Consider the following 20773-nt stretch of genomic DNA (forward strand, 5'->3'; position numbering starts at 1 on the left):
CCTCAGGCGGCGCCCAGCATCACGGTGGCGCGTCCTTCGGCGAGCAGTTCCCCGCGATGGGTCAGGCGGAAGCCGTATTGCTGGCTGTCCTCGCCCTGCATCAGCACCTGCGCCTCGCAATCGATGGCATCGGGCAGGTCGTCCAGATAGGCGAGGTGCAATTCCACGCTACGCAGCGCGACCAGCATGCCCGGGCGTACCGGCATGCCGGATTGGCGACCCAGCAATCCGCCATGCACGGCCATGGCCTGCGCGCCGTACTCGCACAGATGCAGCGCGCGCAAACGCCCGTTGCACCGCAGCGGATGCGTATCGCTGCGGTGTGCGTGACTGCGCAGCACAATGCGCAGTGCATCCCACTCAATCACTTCTTCCCACAGGCACATGCTGCCCTGGTGCGGAATCAGCGCAGCGATTGCGTCACGTCCCTGCATGCGGCTCTCCGTTCGCGGTGCGTTCCAGCGCCGGTTCGCGCGACACCAGCAAGGCCAGAATGAAATTGAACAACACGCCCAGCGCCACCGTGCTGCCGATGGCACGCAAGACCGGGATACTGGAAGCGGCCAACAGCGCAAACACCAGCAGTGTCATCAGGCTGCAGACGATCAACGCGTGCAGCGTGCGCAGCTGGTCGGCGTGATCGTCGCCGGCATGATCGAAGAACAGCGCGTAATCCAGGCCCAGACCGGCGGCCAGGATCAGCGCGATCAGATGGAACAGATTGAGCTCCACCCCGGTGCCGCGCAGGATCGCCAGGATCAGCACCGTGGTCAGCGCCATCGGTAGCAGCACCCGCACGATGCGGCGCGGGCTGCGCAATGCAATCGCCACGGTCACCGCCAGCAACAAGGCAGCCAGGACCAGCGCACCGAGCACGCGTCCGCGGTAGGCGGCCACCAGCGATTCGGAGGCGTCCTTCAGATCCAGCAATTGCGCGCCGCTGCCCTGCACGGCGGCCGCCAACACCGCCGGATCGCGCAGGCCGGTCAACGACACCAAAGCGGTGCTGCGATCGCCACGGCCGAGCAGCAGGCCACCGACCGACGTGGCCAGCGGCGAGCCGCTCAGATCCTTCGGCAGCAGCGGTGCGGCGCGCTTGGCGGCGTCCAGATCCTGCAGGAACGGCGCAAACGCATCGCTGCGGAATGGCGTGGTGGCCACGGCGCGCTCGGTCAGCGCGCGCGCCTGGGCGGCATCGGGCAATGCGGCCTGTCGCGCACGCTGGGTCTTGGCACTGGGCAGATAGCGTGCCGCCATGTCGTAACCGAGCAACACACCATCGCGCACCAGCGCATCCAGACGCGGGCGCAACTGCTCGCTGGCCTGCAATGCCGCTTCATCGCTGGCTGCCGGCAGCGCCAGCACGTAACGCACATCCGGCGCGCCCAGCTCCTGACGCAGATGGGTGTCCTGCGCCAAGGCCTTGGGTGGCACCGGGGTCAGCTTCGACAGATCGTTCTGCCAGAATTGCCCGGGCGCGAACACGATCACCGCAATGCCGATCACGGCCATCACCGCCAGGCTGATGCGTGGCCGCGGCAGGCGCGCAATGCCACGCCACAGCACCGCCAGCAGGCGCGAGTCCGCGTAGTCGCGCGGGGCCGGGTCGATCAAGGCCGGCAACAGCCAGCGCGTGGTGACCGCGGCGGTGGCAAGGCCGGCGATGGTGAACACCGCCAACTGCCGCAGGCCGTCCACGCCGGAAAACAGGAAGGTCACATAGGCAATGCAGGTAGAGACCACGCCGGTGGCCAGTGTTGGCCACAGGTGCCGTGCGTTCTCGCGCGGATCCAGACCGGGGCGCTGATGACTGAACAGGTGGATCGGGTAATCCTGCACCACGCCGATCAGCGTGAAGCCGAATGCCACGGTGATGCCATGCACGCCGTCGAACAGCAGCGCCACCGCACCCAGGCCGGCCAGACCGGCGCTGGCCAGCGGCAACACGCCAAGCACCGGAATCTTCCAGCTGCGGTAGGCCACCAGCAGCAGCAACACCAGGCCCACCGTATCCAGCGTGCCGATCCACTGCGCCTCGCCCTGCGTGCGCGCGGTGATTTCCACGGCGAATGCGCCCGGCCCGGTCAGCGTCAGCCGGGTGGCGGTGCCCTTGCTGACCTTCGCGAACGCCGCTTGCACGGCGTCGTAGGCCAGTTGCTGGCCGGTGGGGTCGAAGCCGGCCGCGCGGGTCTGCACGATCAACAGCGCCGAAGTGCCGGCGCGATCGAACCACACGTCATTGCGCGTGCGCGGCATCGCTGCCGGCCGCAGGGTTTCGGCCAGATGCAGGATTTCCATCGTGGGGTCGCGCGGCAGCAATGGCTCCACCATGGCCGCCGCCGGCGAGCCCAGATCCTGCACGCGCGCCTGCAACGCCGCTTCCAGCGTCGGCGCGTCGAGCGGGGTCTTGTCGAAGCTGTCGCTGAGCAGATAGCGGTACGGCAGCAAGCGCTTGGGAATCGCCTCCAACCCGGCATTGCCGCCATTGCTGACCAGTTCGAACAACGCCGGCTGCGCGGACAGCGCCTGGTGCAGTTGCTGCGACTGCTCGGCCAAGGTGACCGGATCGTTGTTGGACAACGCCATCAGCAGCAACCGCGATCCAGGGCCTTCGCCGAGTTCTTCGATCAGCAGTTTTTGCGCCGGCGTGCGCGGGGCGGGCATGAACTTGCGCAGATCGCCAGTGACCTTGAGCGTCTCGCTCAACCAGAATCCGGCCACCGCCAGCAGGGCCAGCCAAAACAGCGCCAGGCCGATGCGGCGGTTTGCGTTCAATTCAAGCGCCATGGCATGCATATCCTGCTGCAGCGGCCGAACGCCCGCCGGCCGCACGCGCGGCATCGGGCTGCAACGACGCGTTGTTTTTCCTGAGGGCGGGCATGAACTTGCGCAGATCGCCAGTGACCTTGAGCGTCTCGCTCAACCAGAATCCGGCCACTGCCAGCAAGGCCAGCCAAAACAGCGCCAGGCCGATGCGGCGGTTTGCGTTCAATTCAAGCGCCATGGCATGCATATCCTGCTGCAGCGGCCGAACGCCCGCCGGCCGCACGCGCGGCATCGGTCGTTATTGGCAACGTGCGGGTTTCAGCTGCGAAGGGTGTGATGTGTTTAGAGACGACCGGCGCAACCATCCCGCGCGCGGTCACGCGCCCGAACCGTGGCAGAGCGCGGTCAGCGCGGCGGCATCGGTCACGCCGGCGGCCGCGCGTGCGGCACCGGCCAGCAGGGTGCGCTGCATGTCGCCCTTGGCGGGCACGCTTTCGATACACCGCAGTTCGTCGTTGCCTCCGTACAGGCGCAATTCGTGCACCTGCTTGGCCACGGCAGCATCCTTGGGCTGCAGCGTCAGCTGCCAGGCCTGCGGCTGGCCCTGCCCACTGACGCGATAGTGCTGCTCCAGCAGCGCGCGGTCGCCGGACAGCAACGCGCCGAAGCCGGACTTCAAACCGGCCAGCTCGGGCACGCGGCTCAACGAGAAACGGCGTTGCGATTTGCCTTCGCGTTCTAGCACGCCTTCGTCGCCGGTCAGCGTGGTGGTTTCGTGGTACGGCGCACTGACCTCGCGCACCAGCGTCTGCGCGTCCGGGCGACGGTAGTGTCCTTCCACGCGCAACGGCGTCTTCAGCAAGGCCGAGCCGCGCAATTCGACGAATTCGGTGCTGACCGGTGCGGGGCGCGCCAGGCGCTGCAGCACCTGCCCGACGTCCAGCGTCTCAGGCGGTGCGGCGCATAGCGGTGCGGCGCTGAACAGCAGTATCAGCATCCACGGCAGGGTGCGGCACATCGGCATGGTGGGTGTTCCAGAAATCGTAGAAGTTGAACCAGTTGTACGGCGCGTAGCAGGTGTAATGTTCCAGCCTGGCAGCGTAATCGCGCATGAGTACCGCAAGCACCGGGGCGCGCTGACGACGCGGCACGTCCAGGCCTTCGCTGAAGGTTTCGAACGCCAGCTCGTAGTGATTGCCGCCGTGATACAGGCCGAACGCCAGCACCACCGGCACCTTGAGCGCCGCGGCGATCAACCACGGCGAGGTCGGGAACATCGCATTGCGGCCCAGGAACATCGCCGGCAGCGCCGGGTCGCCTTCGCGCGGACGATCGATCAGCAGCGCCACCAGCGCACCGGCATCGGTGGCTTCCTTGATCGCCATGACGATCGAGGTCGCGTCCATGCCGGCGTCGATGATGTTGGCGGCCAGCTGCGGGTTGAGCGCCCCCAGCAGGTCGGTCATGGCGCGGTTGTGCGCCTTGTCCAGCACCACCTTGACCTGCACGTCCGGGCGCTCGGTGGCCAGCACGCGCAGCGCATCGAAGCTGCCCAGGTGCGAGCCGAAGATCAGCACGCCGCGGCCGCGGTCCATTTGCGTATGCAGTTGATCCAGGCCGGTGATGTCCACGCGGAAGCGCTGCATCTGCCCGCACAGCATGTACACCCGGTCCAGGATGGTCGAGGCGAAGGTATGGATGTGCCGCGCCACATCGCGCAGCGTGGCCGGGTGGCCCAGCACCCGCCCCAGATAGGCACGCGAGGCGGCGCGCTCGGGGCCACGCACCAGCAGGAAGTACAGCGTGATCGGATACAGCAGCGCACGCCCCACCGCACGTCCGGCGTGCCGTGCAATGCCGCGGATCAGCCACAACGCAAAGCGCCCGCCACCTTCCGGACGCTGTTTCCAGTGCTTGCTCATGCCGCCGCCTCGGCCACCAGTTCGCCGCTGACCAGCAACGCCTCGGCGCGCTGCACGCGGAAGCGCCAGCGCGGGCCATCGCCTTCCAGCGTGACCGAGGCAGTCTGGCCGGGCAGCAAGGGCTGCACGAATTTCACCTGCGGCAGGCGCATGGCCGCGCGCGGACCATGCAGGGCTTCCACCGCCTGCAGCACATGGTCGAGCACGACTACGCCAGGCACCACGGGACGGCCCGGGAAATGTCCGGGCAGGCAGGGATGATCATGCGGCACAACGAAATCCATAAGCGCAGAACTCAGATCCTGGGTTGAAGCATTGCAGCCACGGCCTTGTGTGCCTGCTCGGTCAATTGTTGGCGATCCGGCGCATCCGGCCCGGTCACCGCGATCGGCGCACCGATCCGCACGCGGATGATGCCCGGCCTCACCCTGAACAGGCCATCGACCGGCAAGACCTTGCCGCAGCCATCCAGCGCCACCGGCACCACCTGCACGCCAGCATCGATAGCGGCCTGCAGTAGCCCGGCCTTGAATGGCAATAATGCGCCGGTACGGCTGCGGGTGCCTTCGGGAAACAGACACAACTGTTTGCCCTCGCGCAGCAATGCGGCCGCCTGGCGCCGCACCAGCGCCCCTGCCCTGCGGCTGTCGCGGTCCAAAAACAGCATGCCGGCGGCGCGCGCATACCAGTTCACGAACGGCACCTTGCGCATTTCTTCCTTGAGTAAAAAACGCAGCGGCACCGGCAAGGCATGGAACAGCGCGCAAATGTCGATGATCGACTGGTGGTTGCTCACGAACAGATAGTTCTTGGACCAATCCACCCGCTCGCGCCCTTCCACGATGACGGTGGCGCCCGCACCGCGGAACAGCACCGGCGCCCACATCCAGCTGCCCATGCGCAGCAGGCGGTCGGCGTCGCGCGTGATCGCCAGCGATGCCAATGCGTAGACGATGCCGCCAGCGGTAAAGGCCAGCGTGAACGCCAATTGCAACAGGTTGAACACAGCCCACGCCAAGCGCGACGGCATCCTTGCCAACGGCATTTTTGTCTTGTCCCCGAAAATATGCACGTCCGTCGCTGCCCCAGGCCACGCACTCAGCGCAGCAGATCGCGCCAGAAATCCGGCCCAAGCCGCGCCATCTGACGCAAGAAGTCTGGCAGATTACGATAGGGGCGCTGTGGAAACCAGCGGCCACGCAATAGATATTCCCCAACGAAGAAGCCGCCAATCACCCCATAGGCGAGCAGGTTGGCGAACAACGAGGCGCGCGCGTCGCTGATCGGCAGCGGCGAGGCATGACCCAGCTGCGCGAGCACGCCGCTGGGCTCGGCGCACAGACCCAGCACCAGATTGGCCAGGGTCAGACCGCACAGCAGCACTGCCCAGGCCAGCGTGAGGCGGCGCGTATAGCGGCGTTGTTCGGGCGTGATCAGCATGCCGGCCTGGCCGTACAGGCCCTCGACGATGCGCGTGACCAGCGGCGTGCGTCCGGCCCGCAGGCTGCGCCCGAAAAACCAGGCCACCCAACCGGTAAATACCACCGGCGGCGCCGCCAGCACCAACATCGCATACGGCGAATGCCACAGCGCGCCCAGCCCGGCAAGCAGCAACAGCGCCAACGCCCAGGCCCAGGGCCGGCGCGCAACCATCGGTTCGATCAACACCATCAGCACCAGCAAACCACCGGCGATGACGGCCAATTCCGGGCGGTGACTGGCATTGGCCCAATGCGCCAACGGCGAATACGCCACCGCCAGCAGAACGCCCAGCCCCAGCACCCACGCGGGTGCGTCGGGGGATGGCGCAGTTGGCAGATCAGACGGTCTTGTTGGCTTGGACATGCGCCGACAGTGCGCGCAGCGACGCGAAGATGCGACGGTTTTCGTCGTTGTCAGAGCGCAGCTGGAAGCCGTAGCGCTTGCTGATCGCCAGCGCCAGTTCCAGGGCGTCGATCGAGTCCAGCCCCAGCCCGGTATTGAACAGCGGCGCCTCCGGATCGATGTCGGCGGGTTGGACGTCTTCCAGGTTCAGACTTTCGACCAGGAGTTCGGCCAGTTCACGTTCGGCAGCGGTTTGCGAGGACATCCAGGATTTCCACAGGTCAGGGTCGGGCAACAAGAGTGAGAACAAGCAGGAGCAGCGCGGACGAGCATCGGCATGCATGAGCGTCGCGCCGGGCCGTAGTGTACGTTGCCGCCGCTGCCAATCCGAGCATCTGCCGCGCGGCTGGCCGGTGCCTGCACGTGACTGCCGGTCGTTCTTCACATATGAATCGGCGGGCCGCAAGCTGGCCGGGCCGCCGGTCAGGCTATCATGACTGCATGACGCTCGCCCGCCGCAGGTTCGTTCCAGGATGACTTCCACCGTTGTTCGCCTTACCCCGACCGCCATGCCGGCAGCCGGGCCGGCTCCCGGACCGGAGTGTCCGGATGTCCTGATCGTCGGCGGCGGCCCGGCTGGCTGCACCGCGGCCATCGCACTTGCCGAGCTCGGTTGGTCCGTGACCCTGCTCGAGAAGGCGCAGCACCCGCGCTTTCATATCGGCGAGTCCTTGCTGCCGATGAACATGCCGATTCTTGAACGCCTCGGCGTGCTGGAAGACGTGCGCGCCATCGGCGTGCTGAAGCGTGGGGCGGATTTTCCCAACGACAGCGGCGGCTACAACACGTTCCGTTTCTCCCACGCGCTCGATGCCAAGGCCGATTTCGCCTTTCAGGTGCCACGTGCGCAATTCGACCACGTGCTGTTCCAGCGTGCGCGTGTGGTGGGCGTGGATGCACGCGAGCAGGTCTGCGTGGAGCAGGTCGCATTCGACGGCGAACAACCGGTGCTGCAGGCACGCACGGCAGACGGTGGCGTGCAGCAGTTCCGCCCGCGCTATCTGCTCGATGCCAGCGGCCGCGACACCTTTCTGGGCAATCGCCTCAAGCTCAAACGCGCCAATGCAACGCATCAGTCGGCCGCGGTGTTCAGCCATTTCCGCGGCGTGACGCGACGCCCGGGCGAGGATGCCGGCAACATCAGCATCTACCGGCATGCGCACGGCTGGATGTGGCTGATTCCGCTGCCGGACGACATCATGAGCGTGGGCGCGGTCTGCTACCCGGAGTACATGAAGACCCGCAAGGGCGACAGCGAGGGCTTCTTGATGCGCACGCTGGCGCTCAATGCCGAGCTCAACGCGCGCATGCTCGGCGCCGAGCGCGTGGCGCCGGTGCATGCCACCGGCAATTACGCCTACGAATGCACGCGCATGGCCGGGCCGCGCTGGTTGATGCTGGGCGATGCCTACACTTTCGTCGACCCGATGTTTTCCTCTGGCGTGTTCCTGGCCATGCACAGCGCCGAACGTGGCGCGGCGATGGTGGATGCGGCACTGCGCGCACCGCAGTCGGAGGCGAAACTGCAGCGTGCCCTGCAGCGCGAACTGACGCGCGGTGTGGATGAATTCAAGTGGTTCATCTACCGCTTCACTTCGCCCACCATGCGCGCCTTGTTCGCGCACCCGCAAAACACCTGGCAGGTGGAACAGGCGGTGGTGGCAATGCTGGCCGGCGATGTCTTCGACGCCCCCAAAGTCCGCATCCGCCTGCGCGCCTTTCGCGCCCTGTACGCACTCACCACCTTGTCGATGATGCCGCGCGCCTGGCAGTCGTGGCGCCATCGCCGGCGTCAGGCCAAGCTCGGCTTCGACGGCGACACCTTGCAATGCGACACGCAACAACGAGACGCTCAATGACCGCTTCCCAGGCCCAGACCGCGCACGCCGTGCGCCATCCCCGGCTGCAGGTCGACTATGTCGACCAGACCGACCCTGCCGTGCTGCTGACCGACCCGCAGGTGCTGGCCGTGTTCGGCTTCGGCGATGCGGCGCCGCGCCTGCACGACCCGCGTTATCTGCGCGTGCCGCTGCAGCCGTACCAGGCCAGCGTGCTGGAAGTGTGGCGCACCGATGCGCCGGTGAGCAGCGGCCGCGATGGCAACATCGCCTGGTCCAGCGATGGGCACCTGCAGTTCGGCGTGATCGAGATCGACGAGCAGGATGTCGATATCGAAGAAGCCGCTGCCAGGGCATATGCGGAAATCACCGCCTTCGTCAGCAACGGCCAGACGCCGCGGTTGCTGCGGATCTGGAATTACCTCGACGCCATCACCCTGGGCAGCGGCGATCGCGAACGTTACCGGCAGTTCTGCGTGGGCCGTGCACGCGGGTTGGGCGCATTCGACACCGCGCAGTTGCCGGCGGCCACCGCCGTGGGCCGTTGCGATGCCGAGCGCATCATCCAGATCTACTGGCTGGCCGCCACCAATGCCGGCACGCCGCTGGAAAACCCGCGCCAGGTCAGTGCCTACCATTACCCGCGCCAGTACGGCCCGCAGCCGCCCAGTTTCGCCCGTGCCATGCTGCCACCGGCCGGCAGCGACATGCCGCTGCTGCTGTCAGGCACCGCTGCGGTGGTGGGCCACGCCTCGATGCATACCGGCCAATTGCTGGCGCAGCTGGAAGAAACCTTCGCCAACTTCGACGCCCTGCTCGGCGCCGCGCGTCAGCATGCACCGGCGTTACCGGCGCAGTTCGGCGCCGGCACCCGCCTGAAAGTCTATGTGCGCGAGCGCGACGACCTGCCCCGGGTTGCGCAGGCACTGGATGCCCGCTTCGGCGATGCGGTCCCGCGCCTGCTGCTGCACGCCGTGATCTGCCGCGATGAGCTGGCGGTGGAGATCGATGGGGTGCATGGGTGATGCCACGTGCCGCGGAGGCCATCTGCGGCGATCGATCGAGCAGCGCCCACGGATGGCGCGATGCGGGCTGACCTGATGCGAGCATTCGTGCCGCGCATCTGTGACCCCGCATCGAAGGCGCCACACAGGTGCCGATGAACGCCGACAACACCACCGCACAGATGACGACCAGCAAGGCGGCAACGCTCTGTGGCCTGCGTCGACCATGCCTGCCCGCGCGTTCTTCGCGCTGTGTCTGCGGCCATTCATCGCCACGCTGACTGCCGCGTCCATGACGCCTGCCGTTGCGCACACGTGGCAGGTCACGCTCAGCCGTTGAGCAATCCCAGCACCACATCGCGCGGCAGCTTGCCGGTTTCGTTGCGTGGCAGGGCGGCGACCTTGCGCAGGCGGCGCGGCAGGAAGACCGGGTCCACGCTGACGCGGAGCGCGGCCAGCACCTGGGCTTCGTCCAGGGTGGGGGCGACCACCAGCGCGGCGATGCGGCCGACCGCCTGGCCGGGGTCGGGCGCGAGCTGCACGATGGTCCCGTCGATGACGCCGGGAATGGCGAGCAAGCGCCGTGTCAGATCGGCCAGCGATGCGCGCTTTCCGGCGATTTCCAGCAGGTCGGCCTGGCGGCCGCGCACCTGGAAGCGGCCGTCGTCGGCCACGTCCATCATGTCGGCCAACAGCACCGGCGTGGCCAGATGCGGCGCATGCACCAGCGTGCCAGAGGCCTGCGTTTCCAGGCGCACGCCGGGCAGAGGCGTCCACGCCGCTTCCAGCGCCGTACGGCGCACGGCGAACACGCAGGTTTCGGTGGAGCCGAACATCTCGCGCACCTCACCGCCAAAACGCGCTTCGGCGGCAGCGGCGATCTCCGGCGCCAGCGGCGCGGTGGCCGACACGATGCCGGCCAGCGGCGGCAGCGCCACGCCGGATTCGACCAACGCACGCAGATGCACCGGTGTGGTCACCAAGACACGCGGCGCGGGAATATCGGCCAGTGCACGTGCCACGTCATCCGGAAAGAACGGGCGCCCGGCGTGCACCGCCAGCGTGGTCACCATCGGCAGCAGCACCGACAACTCCATGCCGTACATGTGCTGCGGCGGCACGGTGGCGACCACGTGCGGGACGGCATCGGTGTGCGTCCACAGACTTTGCAGCGCGACCAGATCCTGGCGCGTGCTGGTCAAAAAACTGCCCCATGTCTTGGGGTTGGGTTGCGGGCTGCCCGTGCTGCCGGAGGTGAAACCGATCGCCACCAGCGCATCGTCGGCCAGCTGCGGAATCGGGCCCTGAGCCTGCGGCAACTCGGCCGGCAGCTGCCAGTACCGCGGCGGCGCCAGCTCCAGCGCCAGGTCGCCCAGACAATACGTATCGGCGTAACGCGCCTGCACTTCGCCCACGACTGCCGGCGCGCGCGAGGACGGCAGCAGCGAGACCTGCCCGCGCAGCGCACATGCATAGAACGCCACCATGAAACGATAGCGGTCCTCGCACAGATTCACCGCATGGCGGCCCGCGGGCAGCTGCTGCGCCAGGCCGTGCACGTGCGCGATGAAGGTCGCCAGATCGACCGACTGCCCCGCGCGCCAGGCCAGCGGCCGGTCGGGCGCACCAACAGCCATCGGATGGGAAATAGCGGGGGCAGGCAGGCTGGACATGGAAACCGACGGTCGCAAAAGCGCGCTAGCTTGGCCGCCACCTGCGCCGCTGGCAAGTCAGGGGTTTTCCTCTGCGACGCGCGAAGTGGATCGCCGCCGGGGTGTGGCATGCGGGTGGCCGGGCCAGTTGGTGTGCGACGCGCGCCTTGTGCGGCATGGCACATCATCGTCGCTGCACGCGGCAAGTCTTCACCAGTGCGTGGTTGCGCTGGGCAGTGCGATACGCCGACGGGCTGCAGGTGTGCAGGGCACTCGTGCGGCGCCTCTGCGCAGGTGCGCTTCCATACGAGATTTTCGTTGCGTTCGTCGGCGCGTGTGCCAGTTGAGCGCGTGGCGTTACCAGTGCCGTGGCGTTGAAGGATTCATTTGCGCTGTCGTGTCGTGCAGCGCCGATGCCGCGCACCGCTCTCATCTGCGAGTGCATGCTTGCGCAGCGCCGGCCCATGGTCGCGCCCGCTCATTGCGCGCTTACAGGTGCTACCGGGCGCTGCATGCAGCCACGCACGCATGACCTGTGGCCCAAGCCTGCTGCGAAGGCGAACTGCTAGGCTTGCGCGCTCTCCTTTGCGTCCAGCCGTGTCCGATGCCTAGATTGTTGCCGTTGACCCTTCTGCTGCTGGCCACCACTGCGCATGCGCAGTCTGCCGCCCCGCTCACCATCGAACAAGCGATGGCCGACCCGGACTGGATCGGGCCGGCGGTGGACCAGGCCTGGTGGCAATGGGACGGCAAACAGGTGCAATACCTGCTCAAGCGCGATGGCAGCCCGGTGCGCGACACCTATCGCCAGGGCACCGGCGGCGGCACCGCCGAGCGTGTGGCCGATACCGCGCGCGCCGGCCTGGATGCGGCAAACCCCAGTTACGATGCCACCCGCCAGCGCATGCTGTTCGCACGTAACGGCGACATCTTCCTGCGCGATCTGCGCACAGGTGCGCTGACCCAGCTGACCCGCAGCAACGAGACCGAATCGCGTCCGCAGTTCGCCAGCGACGGCGGTGCGATCTGGCGCGCGGGCAACAATTGGTACCACTGGCGCGCCGACGGCGGCACTGCGCAGGTGGCGGTGGTCAAGGCCGAGCGCGACCCCAACGCCGCTCCCAAGGCCGATGTGCTGCGCGAGCAGCAACTGGCGACGCTGGCCACCTTGCGCCGCGACAAGGAGCAACGCGACGCGCTGCGCACGCAGGAAGACGCCTGGCGCCGCGCCGATGCCACGCGTGCGGCGGCGCCGGTGTATCTGGGCGATGAGGTGGAGATCGTCGACAGCGCGTTGTCGCCGGACGGCCGCCATCTGTTGGTGGTCACACAGGCCAAGAACGCCGACGAAGGTCAGGCCGGCAAGATGCCCAGATACGTGACCGAATCCGGTTACGAAGAATTCCAGGAAGTGCGCACCCGTGTCGGCCGCAACGCCCCGGCAGCGCATGCGCTGTGGCTGGTGGATGTTGGCGCGGGCACGGCCAGATCGCTGTCGTTCGACCCACTCCCCGGCATCGCCACCGATCCGCTGGCGGCCTTGCGCAAAGCCGCCAAGCGCGACCCCCTGAAGGGCAACCGCGCGGTGCGCGTGGAAAGCGATGGCGACGGCAGCGGGCCGGCCGTGCACTGGAGCGATGACGGCCGCAACGTGGCGGTGGAAATTCGCGCGGTGGACAACAAGGACCGCTGGATCGCCAGCGTGGACCTGGACAACGCCAGGCTGCAGCCGCGTCACCGTTTGAGCGATAGCGCGTGGATCAACTGGGACTTCAACGATTTCGGCTGGCTGCCCGACAACCGTACGCTGTGGCTGCTGTCGGAAGAATCCGGCTATTCGCAGCTGTACACCGTGGAAGGCAACGGCAAACCGCGCCAACGCACGCGCGGCAAGTGGGAAGTGTCGATGCCGGTGCCCAGCGCCGACGGCGGCGGCATGTTCTTCCTGTGCAACCAGAAATGGCCGGGCGATTACGAAGTCTGCAAGCTCGATCTGCGCAACGATCAGCTCACCGAGATCACGGCGTTGAACGGTGTGGAAGGTTTCAGCCTCTCGCCCAACGGGCAGCAGTTGCTGGTGCGTTACTCCGGCAGCTATCTGCCGACCCAACTGGCCGTGGTACCGGCCACAGGCGGTCAGGCCACCGTGCTCACCGATACCCGCACGGCAGCCTTCAAGGCGCAGCCGTGGATTGCGCCGCAGTACGTGCAAATCCCGTCCAAACACGGTGCCGGCACGGTCTGGGGCAAGTATTACGGCCCCAAGACGCCCGAGCCGGGCAAGCAGTATCCGATCGTGATGTTCGTGCACGGCGCCGGGTATCTGCAGAACGTCTCCGAGCGCTACACCCCGTATTTCCGCGAGCAGATGTTCCACAACCTGCTGGTGCAGCAGGGCTACATCGTGCTGGACCTGGACTATCGCGCCTCCGAAGGCTACGGCCGCGATTGGCGCACGGCGATCTATCGCAACATGGGCCACCCCGAGCTAGAAGATTATCTGGATGGCCTGGACTGGCTGGTCGCCACCAAGCAGGGCGATCGCGCACGCGCCGGCATCTATGGCGGCTCGTACGGCGGCTTCATGACCTACATGGCGCTGTTCCGCAGCCCTGGCACGTTCAAGGCCGGGGCGGCGCTGCGCCCGGTCGGCGACTGGATGCAGTACAACCACGAGTACACCTCCAACATCCTCAACACGCCCGAGCTCGATCCGGAGGCCTACAAGATCTCCTCGCCGATCAATTACGCCGAGGGCTTGCGCGACCACCTGCTGATCGCCCACGGCATGATCGACGACAACGTGTTCTTCAAGGATTCGGTGGACATGACGCAGAAGTTGATCGAGCTGCACAAGGACAACTGGCAGGTGGCGCCGTATCCGCTGGAGCGCCACGGCTTTACGCGCGCCGATTCGTGGCTGGACGAGTACAAGCGCATCCTCGAGCTGTTCAATGAGCAGGTGAAGCCTTAGAGCATGTCAGGTACTTTAAGGTGAGTGCGAAGCGTCCTGTGGCGCGTCGAGACAGGGCGTGCGCCTTGCCCACGGGTTGGCCGCCAGCGGCACGGAGCGGGCGCCGCGCCTCTTGCATGCAGATGCCGGGGTCAGGCCATCTCGCAGTCACGATGCGCCCTCACCAACCGCGCAGAACGTGACCGATCCGGCCAATCGCAGCGACGCTGCGATCAGGATCAACGATGCGGCACGTGCGCGGGCAAAACCAACACCGGCGTCTGGGTTGCTTCGCACTCACCTGTTGCTACGCCAGTGGCTCTAAGCTTGGCGCAGGACCGGTAACGCGCCATCGCTGCACGCGTGCTGCTGCACCGGTCCGCCACATGACCGGTGCGCCGCCGGCATGATGGCGCTTCCACTCACCACGGGCGCAGGGAAGGGAGACGCGATGGGCCTGTGGGACCGTTTGTTTGGACGCAAGAGCACTGCGGCAAACACGCCGCGCACGGCACCGACGGCTGCGCCTGTCGCTGCCGCAGACGTGTCGGAAGCGGCGGCCGAGATCGATCCCGCACTGCAACCGGCGCTGAGCGCGTTTCAGCGCGGCGACCATGTGGCTGCCTACAACGCTGCGCAGACGCAGCGCCACCTTGGTGCCGATGCGCAGCGCCTGTGCGCGCTGTCGTTGAGCGCGCTGGACCGCTATCGCGAGGCCTACCCGTACTGGCTGGCGCTGTACGCGCTGGAGCCCACCGCACACAACGCACTGCAGCTGGCAACCACCTCGGTGATGTGCAACGAGATCGCCCAGGGCGAGCAGTGGTTGCTGACCTTCGACGATCTCAATGCGCAGGAGCGGTCCACCTCGCCGGCGACCGCGCGTACCAGCTTCCTCACCGCGCTCACCCGCGCCGGCCACGGGGCGCACGCGCTGCCGCACCTGGAATGGCTGCGCGAGGCATACGCTGGCATGTCCATTACCGACAGCCATTTCCTGTACGTGCGCGGGCTGCCGTTTCTCGAAGCCTTTCTTGAGCGCAGCACGCCGTTGTTGCGCCAATGCCTGCCAGCCGACGCAGTGCCCGAGTGGTACGCGCACCTGCAACCTGCGCTGGATCCGCCCGGGCAGGCGATGGTGGCCGCCCACATCGCATCGCTGCAATGAGCGCCGTCCGGCCAGCATCGGCGCGCCAGCGCGGTGGTTTCGTCACTCCGCTGGCTGGGGTTTCCCTGTTGCTGGGGGCGGTCAGCGTGCTGGCCAATCTGATGCAGATCGCAATGATCGCACTGGCGCCAGGTGCGGCATCGCTAGGGCTGTCCGAAGGCATCACCCTGCCCCCCTCCTGGCAATGGCTGATCGATCACGCGCTGTCATTATTGGTGGCCGGCGTGGTGCTCTCGGCTGCGTTCTGCTGGTTGAGTTGGGCGCTGCTGCAGCGGCGCGAGTGGGCAAGGCGTGGCTTCGTGGCGGTGTTGCTGGTGACCGGGCTGCTCAATTTCGGCGGACTGGCGTTGATCGGGCCCTTGTTCGACGGCGTGCAGACGCTGCTGCCCGCCGATGTGCTGCAAAGCCCGGAGTGGCCGCAGATGCAGGCACGTTTGCAGGCCACCCAGCAAATGGCACTGGTCCTCACCGGCCTGGGTGCGCTGGCGATCGGCTGCGTCCACGCAGCATTGGCATGGCGGCTATGCACGCCCGCTGTCCGCGCGGAGTTTTCGCAAGCTGAGTGACTTGATAGCCGGTAAGGACGCTGCAGCCTGCAGCAGTTCAGCTGCCTTGCAACGAAATACGCCTCGCTCGCCAGTTGCGCATCGAAAACTGAGAGCGTGCGTGTGCGGTTGCCCGGCTGTCTTCAAGCCCAGCTCGAATGCACGGCGCCCGCATCGCTCGCGGCACACGCCGTGAACCCATCCTTGCGGCAAGGACACTGCACCACACGTTGGTCGGCAGTTTATGAAGTAGCTCCTGATACGGAAACGGCGCTGTAGAACAAGCGAGTCTCGCCCCTCGGTAGCACTGGCATACGACCATCTCGACTGGTCATTGCCCAGCGGTGATCACTGCGCCGTCATCCCGCATCGCAATGCGACAAACGGGCGCGCTTGCGCGGGATGCACCGCGCGGAGTGCACGGCTTAGAATTGGGACATGAACGAATTCGACCGTGTACGCGATTATCTGACCGACCTGCAGGACCGCATCTGCGCCGCTGTAGAAGCTGCCGACGGTAAGGCACGCTTCGCCGAGGACCTTTGGAAGCGCGAGGAAGGCGGCGGTGGCCGTACCCGCATCCTCCGCGACGGCGCGGTGTTCGAGCAGGCCGGCATCGGTTTTTCGGATGTGTCCGGTACGCGCCTGCCGCCGTCGGCCAGTGCGCACCGGCCCGAGCTTGCCGGTGCGACCTGGCGTGCATGCGGCGTCTCGTTGGTGTTTCATCCGCACAACCCGTATATCCCGACCACGCACATGAACGTGCGCTACTTCCGCGCCGAGCGCGATGGCGAGGTGGTGGCCGCCTGGTTTGGCGGTGGCTTCGACCTGACTCCGTTCTATCCCTTCGATGAGGATGTGCAACACTGGCACCGCGTTGCACAGGCGCTGTGCGAGCCGTTTGGCCAAGAGCGCTATGCCGCGCACAAGCGTTGGTGCGACGAATACTTTTTCCTGCGCCACCGCAATGAAACGCGTGGCGTGGGCGGGCTGTTCTTCGACGATCTGGGTCAGGATTTCGAGCGCGACTTCGCCTACCAGCGCGCAGTGGGCGATGGCTTTCTGGATGCGTACATATCAATCGTGCAGCGGCGCAAGGACACACCCTACGGCGAGCGCGAACGCGAGTTTCAGCTGTACCGTCGTGGGCGCTACGTGGAATTCAATCTGGTCTACGACCGCGGCACCCTCTTTGGATTGCAGAGCGGTGGGCGCGCCGAGAGCATCCTGATGAGTTTGCCGCCGCGGGTGCGTTGGGAGTACGGCTTCACGCCGGAGCCGGGCAGCGCCGAAGCGCGGCTGGCCGATTACCTGATTCCACGCGACTGGCTGGGTTGATCGAAACGCCGCCGTAAGGCGTGGCGTGTTGGCGGACGTCCACGCAGGCGGTGGCATTGGCGGGCACGTTACAGCGGGTCGCGAGCAAGCGCGTTGCCTGCTGACGGCTCGATCCACTGTGCATCACCGGTGCGCCACGCTGCCTGGAGACAGAGGCCGCACAGGCGCGGATCGCATGACTGCGACGGCGCCCTGGTCCTTGGCAGAATGAAACTCGCCCACCAGCGCCGGTAGCGGTAGCGTGCATGGCAAACACGCGCAAACGCGACAACCGTAAATCGATAGATGAATACGCGCGCGGCCCGCCCATAAACTGAATGAGCAGCATGGCCTCGTACCGCCGTCGCAGCACGCCCTCTGCATCGCCGCACCCGACGATTGAGCGGGCATTTACGCTGCAACGCGGCATGCACTGGGGCTTGGCGCCAAGCGAACGCGTTGCCTGCGCGGGGGCTTGGAGTGGTGTCGCTACACGCCACGCGCCTGCGCATACCGGAGGCACCTGCAGCATCGCCGTTAACGCTGTAGCGCTTGCGCATAGTGGGAGCACATAAATAAAAAGCCCCGCAGACCAGGGGGAGGTCGGCGGGGCCAGGGAACGGAAACTTGGGGAGGAGTTTCCGCTCCGAGATCTGCTCCAGGGGATGGGAGAGATCTACCGACAGGCGTTGCGCCCGTCGAGGGATATAACAACATTTTCTACATTGATGGATCGTGAAGATAACTGTTAAAAAAATGTAGAATTTAGGGGGTATTCATTCCATTAACTCAGCTGAATTCACATTATGTTTGGAACGGATTATTGCTGATCTGCGTATTCAGCATATCGCAGCCATTCACCGCATCAATGCGCTTGGTCCCAGTTATCGCCAACGCCCGAATCCACCACCAACGGCACGCGTAATTCGGCTGCGCCCGCCATGCGCGTGGTGACCTCGCTCAGTAGCGTATCGACGAAATTAATATCGGCTTCGAACACCAGTTCGTCGTGCACCTGCAAGATCATCTTCGCGCGTTGCGCGTGGTCGGCGATCCAGCCGTCCACGTTGACCATGGCGCGCTTGATGATATCTGCGGCGGTGCCCTGCATCGGCGCGTTGATGGCGGCGCGCTCGGCACCGGCACGCTGGCCCTGGCTGCCGGCATTGATGAAGTCCAGATACAGCCGGCGCCCGAACACCGTTTCCACGTAGCCCTTGTCGCGCGCCTGCTGGCGGGTGGTTTCCATGAAGTCGCGCACGCCCGGGTAACGGCTGAAGTACAGCGCGATGTAGTCCTGCGCCTCGCCGCGGCCGATACCGAGCTGACGGGCCAGGCCGAAGGCGCTCATGCCGTACATCAGGCCGAAGTTGATGGCCTTGGCGGCGCGGCGCTCATCGCCGCTGACGGTGTCGATGGTGCGGCCGAACACTTCGGCGGCGGTGGCGCGGTGGACGTCGGCGCCGGATTCGAACGCGCCCACCAGTCCGGGGTCGCCGGACAGGTGCGCCATGATGCGCAGCTCGATCTGCGAATAGTCGCAGGCGATCAGCTTGCGTCCGGCCGGGGCGACGAAGGCGCGGCGGATGCGACGACCGTCTTCGGTGCGGATCGGGATGTTCTGCAGGTTCGGATCGGACGAGGACAGCCGCCCGGTGGCGGCGCCGGCCTGGTGGTAGCTGGTGTGCACGCGCCCGGACTGCGGGTGGATCATCTCCGGCAGCTTGTCGGTGTAGGTGCTGCGCAGCTTGGCCAGGCCACGGTATTCCAGGATGACCCGCGGCAGCTCGTGCTGGTCGGCGATGGCTTCCAGTGCTTCTTCGTTGGTCGAGGGCTGGCCCTTGGGCGTCTTGACCACGGCGGGGAGCTTGAGTTCGTCGAACAGCAAGGCCTGCAGCTGCTTGGGCGAATCCAGGTTGAAGCTGCGCCCGGCCAGCTCGGTGGCTTTCTGCTGGGCAGCGAGCATGCGCTTGGACAGGTCCGCACTCTGGCGGCGCAGTTCGGCCGCATCCACGCACACACCGTTGGCTTCGATGCGGGCCAGCACGTCCACCAGCGGCATTTCGATGTCGCGGTAGACGCGCTCCAGGCCCGGTTCGCTGGCCAGCCGGGGGCCGAGCACGCGATGCAGGCGCAAGGTGATGTCGGCGTCCTCGGCGGCGTAGCGGGTGGCGTCTTCCAGGCTGATCTGGGCGAACGGGATCTGCTTGGCGCCCTTGCCGCAGACGTCTTCGTACTTGACGGTGTCGTAGCCGAGATAGCGCTTGGCCAGGCTGTCCATGTCGTGGCGGGCACTGCCGGAATTGAGCACGAAGCTCTCCAGCAGGGTGTCGTCGGCATAGCCGGCCAGCGCCACGCCATGCCGGCGCATCACGTGCAGGTCGTACTTGCCGTGCTGGCCGAGCTTGCGCACGGCCGGGTCGGTGAGCAGTGGCGCCAGTTGCGCCAATGCCTGGGTGCGGTCGAGTTGGGCCGGCGCACCGGGGAAGTGATGACCGAACGGCAGGTACGCCGCCTGGCCGGGCTCGGCCGCCACGCTCAGGCCGATCAAATCGGCTTGCAGCGGGTCCAGGCTGTCGGTTTCGGTATCGAAGGCGAACTGCCCGGCGGCACGCAGCCGCGCGATCCAGCTGTCGAGCTGCTCCTGGGTCAGGATGGTCTCGTACTGGCCGGGCGCCGACAGCGACGGATCGAGATCCACCGCGGCGTTGACGGGGCCGGAGACGAAGCCGGTGCCGCGCGCGCGGCCAGGCTCGGTGCGCGCAGTGGCAGCAGCAGCGCCCAGCGCCACCGGCTCGGCCAGCAGGCCCGCCTGGGCGGCCGCACCACCGAGTTCGCGCAGCGCCTGGGTGAAGCCGTAGCGGGCGTACAGCACCGCCAGCGCCTCGGCGTTGGGCTCGCGCAGGTCCAGCGCGCGCGGGCCGCTGGCCAGGGTGACATCGGTCTTGATGGTCACCAGCTCACGGTTGAGCGGCAGGCGTGGCAATGCGGCGCGCAGGTTGTCGCCGATCTTGCCCTTGATCTTGTCGGCGTTGGCGATGACGCCATCGAGCGAGTCGTATTCGGCCAGCCATTTGGCGGCGGTCTTGGGGCCGCACTTTTCCACGCCGGGCACGTTGTCGACGGTGTCGCCCATCAACGCCAGCAGGTCGACGATCTGATCGGGCCGCACGCCGAACTTGGCGATCACCGCCGCGTCCGAATCCATGCGGCTGCCGCTCATGGTGTTGACCAGTTCGATGCCCTGACGCACCAGCTGGGCGAAGTCCTTGTCGCCGGTGGAGATGGTGACCTGCAAGCCATCGGCGGCGCCCTGCAGCGCCAGCGTGCCGATCACATCGTCCGCTTCCACGCCATCGATGCGCAGGATGTCGATGCCCAACGCATGCACGATGTCGCACATCGGCTGCACCTGCGCGCGCAGGTCCTCGGGCATCGGGGGGCGGTTGGCCTTGTAGTCGGCATACAAGTCATCGCGAAATGTCTTGCCAGGCGCGTCCACCACGAACGCGACATAGGCCGGGCGCTCCTTCAAGGTGGCGCGCAGCATGTTGACCACGCCGAACAACGCACCGGTGGGCTCGCCCTGGGCATTGGTCAGCGGCGGAAGCGCGTGGAACGCGCGATACAGGTAACTGGACCCGTCGATCAGGACTAATCTGCTCATCGGGCGATTCTACGCTGCACGCCCAGGGCACACCGCGCCAGCGCATACTGGCTGGCG

General features: G+C 66.5%; 17 protein-coding genes. 6 read left to right on the forward strand and 11 right to left on the reverse strand.

The genetic code is table 11. From position 1 onward, the window contains the following. Window positions 1-2 precede the first annotated feature (2 nt). From ACCQ15_RS20165 to xanC, 9 genes are all read right to left on the reverse strand, one after another. Window positions 3-434 (reverse strand): hotdog family protein, encoded by a 432-nt coding sequence (locus ACCQ15_RS20165; RefSeq protein ID WP_277569174.1) that lies wholly within the window; start codon window positions 432-434, stop codon window positions 3-5. Next, complete coding sequence (locus tag ACCQ15_RS20170; protein ID WP_372380981.1) at window positions 421-2787, reverse strand: MMPL family transporter; 2367 nt, start codon at window positions 2785-2787, stop codon at window positions 421-423. The genes ACCQ15_RS20165 and ACCQ15_RS20170 overlap by 14 nt, the downstream gene beginning before the upstream one ends. After that, entirely contained in the window at window positions 2777-3058 is a 282-nt protein-coding gene (locus tag ACCQ15_RS20175) for a hypothetical protein (protein WP_031424767.1), read from the reverse strand. The genes ACCQ15_RS20170 and ACCQ15_RS20175 overlap by 11 nt, the downstream gene beginning before the upstream one ends. 84 nt (window positions 3059-3142) lie before the next feature. Beyond that, the gene (locus tag ACCQ15_RS20180) at window positions 3143-3790 is read right to left on the reverse strand and encodes a LolA-related protein (protein WP_122273490.1); all 648 of its coding nucleotides are present in this window, start codon (window positions 3788-3790) and stop codon (window positions 3143-3145) included. After that, window positions 3714-4688: a lysophospholipid acyltransferase family protein gene (locus tag ACCQ15_RS20185; protein ID WP_122272172.1), complete on the reverse strand. Its 975-nt coding sequence runs from the start codon at window positions 4686-4688 to the stop codon at window positions 3714-3716. Before ACCQ15_RS20185 ends, ACCQ15_RS20180 begins: the two co-directional genes overlap by 77 nt. Then, window positions 4685-4972 carry an ApeI family dehydratase gene (locus tag ACCQ15_RS20190; RefSeq protein WP_011348971.1) on the reverse strand — a complete coding sequence of 96 codons (288 nt, stop codon included), beginning with the start codon at window positions 4970-4972 and terminating at the stop codon, window positions 4685-4687. The genes ACCQ15_RS20185 and ACCQ15_RS20190 overlap by 4 nt, the downstream gene beginning before the upstream one ends. 11 nt (window positions 4973-4983) lie before the next feature. Then, window positions 4984-5733, reverse strand: a complete 750-nt coding sequence (locus ACCQ15_RS20195; RefSeq protein WP_008571158.1) for a lysophospholipid acyltransferase family protein — start codon at window positions 5731-5733, stop codon at window positions 4984-4986. 53 nt (window positions 5734-5786) lie between these two features. Then, window positions 5787-6470, reverse strand: coding sequence for a COG4648 family protein (locus ACCQ15_RS20200; protein WP_372381589.1), 684 nt, complete (start codon window positions 6468-6470; stop codon window positions 5787-5789). A 37-nt stretch (window positions 6471-6507) separates the two neighbouring features. Further along, complete coding sequence (xanC, locus tag ACCQ15_RS20205; RefSeq protein ID WP_005914783.1) at window positions 6508-6777, reverse strand: xanthomonadin biosynthesis acyl carrier protein XanC; 270 nt, start codon at window positions 6775-6777, stop codon at window positions 6508-6510. Between the two features lie 304 nt (window positions 6778-7081). On the opposite strand from xanC, the gene ACCQ15_RS20210 reads away from it, so the two are divergent. Continuing rightward, window positions 7082-8431 carry an NAD(P)/FAD-dependent oxidoreductase gene (locus ACCQ15_RS20210; RefSeq protein WP_338339914.1) on the forward strand — a complete coding sequence of 450 codons (1350 nt, stop codon included), beginning with the start codon at window positions 7082-7084 and terminating at the stop codon, window positions 8429-8431. Then, entirely contained in the window at window positions 8428-9435 is a 1008-nt protein-coding gene (locus ACCQ15_RS20215) for a chorismate transformation FkbO/Hyg5 family protein (protein WP_164738772.1), read from the forward strand. The genes ACCQ15_RS20210 and ACCQ15_RS20215 overlap by 4 nt, the downstream gene beginning before the upstream one ends. A 308-nt stretch (window positions 9436-9743) precedes the next feature. Here the strand turns inward: ACCQ15_RS20215 and ACCQ15_RS20220 are convergent, their stop codons facing one another. Then, window positions 9744-11087: an AMP-binding protein gene (locus ACCQ15_RS20220; RefSeq protein WP_206212841.1), complete on the reverse strand. Its 1344-nt coding sequence runs from the start codon at window positions 11085-11087 to the stop codon at window positions 9744-9746. Between the two features lie 592 nt (window positions 11088-11679). On the opposite strand from ACCQ15_RS20220, the gene ACCQ15_RS20225 reads away from it, so the two are divergent. From ACCQ15_RS20225 to hemF, 4 genes are all read left to right on the forward strand, one after another. Further along, a complete protein-coding gene (locus tag ACCQ15_RS20225; RefSeq protein ID WP_218555084.1) occupies window positions 11680-14040 on the forward strand; it encodes a S9 family peptidase in 2361 nt (786 codons plus the stop codon). A 430-nt stretch (window positions 14041-14470) separates the two neighbouring features. Further along, window positions 14471-15187, forward strand: a complete 717-nt coding sequence (locus ACCQ15_RS20230) for a hypothetical protein (protein ID WP_057681220.1) — start codon at window positions 14471-14473, stop codon at window positions 15185-15187. Next, window positions 15184-15753 (forward strand): hypothetical protein, encoded by a 570-nt coding sequence (locus ACCQ15_RS20235; protein WP_372380982.1) that lies wholly within the window; start codon window positions 15184-15186, stop codon window positions 15751-15753. Before ACCQ15_RS20230 ends, ACCQ15_RS20235 begins: the two co-directional genes overlap by 4 nt. Window positions 15754-16170: 417 nt before the next feature. Next, window positions 16171-17070 (forward strand): oxygen-dependent coproporphyrinogen oxidase, encoded by a 900-nt coding sequence (gene hemF / locus ACCQ15_RS20240; RefSeq protein ID WP_372380983.1) that lies wholly within the window; start codon window positions 16171-16173, stop codon window positions 17068-17070. A gap of 844 nt (window positions 17071-17914) precedes the next feature. On the opposite strand, the gene polA is transcribed toward hemF, so the two are convergent. Next, on the reverse strand, window positions 17915-20716 hold the full coding sequence (polA, locus tag ACCQ15_RS20245) for a DNA polymerase I (RefSeq protein ID WP_372380984.1): 2802 nt from the start codon (window positions 20714-20716) through the stop codon (window positions 17915-17917). Window positions 20717-20773: the final 57 nt, after the last annotated feature.

The sequence above is a fragment of the Xanthomonas sp. NCPPB 1754 genome (assembly GCF_041475725.2).
GTDB classification, from domain to species: domain Bacteria; phylum Pseudomonadota; class Gammaproteobacteria; order Xanthomonadales; family Xanthomonadaceae; genus Xanthomonas; species Xanthomonas euvesicatoria.

What these genes read in the sequence shown, in the direction of transcription:
- ACCQ15_RS20165 (WP_277569174.1), bottom strand. Translation starts at nt 434, where the DNA reads ATGCAGGGACGTGACGCAATCGCTGCGCTGATTCCGCACCAGGGCAGC.
- ACCQ15_RS20185 (WP_122272172.1), bottom strand. Translation starts at nt 4,688, where the DNA reads ATGAGCAAGCACTGGAAACAGCGTCCGGAAGGTGGCGGGCGCTTTGCG.
- ACCQ15_RS20180 (WP_122273490.1), bottom strand. Translation starts at nt 3,790, where the DNA reads ATGCCGATGTGCCGCACCCTGCCGTGGATGCTGATACTGCTGTTCAGC.
- ACCQ15_RS20170 (WP_372380981.1), bottom strand. Translation starts at nt 2,787, where the DNA reads ATGGCGCTTGAATTGAACGCAAACCGCCGCATCGGCCTGGCGCTGTTT.
- xanC (WP_005914783.1), bottom strand. Translation starts at nt 6,777, where the DNA reads ATGTCCTCGCAAACCGCTGCCGAACGTGAACTGGCCGAACTCCTGGTC.
- ACCQ15_RS20175 (WP_031424767.1), bottom strand. Translation starts at nt 3,058, where the DNA reads ATGCCGCGCGTGCGGCCGGCGGGCGTTCGGCCGCTGCAGCAGGATATG.
- ACCQ15_RS20230 (WP_057681220.1), top strand. Translation starts at nt 14,471, where the DNA reads ATGGGCCTGTGGGACCGTTTGTTTGGACGCAAGAGCACTGCGGCAAAC.
- ACCQ15_RS20235 (WP_372380982.1), top strand. Translation starts at nt 15,184, where the DNA reads ATGAGCGCCGTCCGGCCAGCATCGGCGCGCCAGCGCGGTGGTTTCGTC.
- ACCQ15_RS20220 (WP_206212841.1), bottom strand. Translation starts at nt 11,087, where the DNA reads ATGTCCAGCCTGCCTGCCCCCGCTATTTCCCATCCGATGGCTGTTGGT.
- polA (WP_372380984.1), bottom strand. Translation starts at nt 20,716, where the DNA reads ATGAGCAGATTAGTCCTGATCGACGGGTCCAGTTACCTGTATCGCGCG.
- ACCQ15_RS20215 (WP_164738772.1), top strand. Translation starts at nt 8,428, where the DNA reads ATGACCGCTTCCCAGGCCCAGACCGCGCACGCCGTGCGCCATCCCCGG.
- ACCQ15_RS20210 (WP_338339914.1), top strand. Translation starts at nt 7,082, where the DNA reads ATGCCGGCAGCCGGGCCGGCTCCCGGACCGGAGTGTCCGGATGTCCTG.
- ACCQ15_RS20190 (WP_011348971.1), bottom strand. Translation starts at nt 4,972, where the DNA reads ATGGATTTCGTTGTGCCGCATGATCATCCCTGCCTGCCCGGACATTTC.
- hemF (WP_372380983.1), top strand. Translation starts at nt 16,171, where the DNA reads ATGAACGAATTCGACCGTGTACGCGATTATCTGACCGACCTGCAGGAC.
- ACCQ15_RS20195 (WP_008571158.1), bottom strand. Translation starts at nt 5,733, where the DNA reads ATGCCGTTGGCAAGGATGCCGTCGCGCTTGGCGTGGGCTGTGTTCAAC.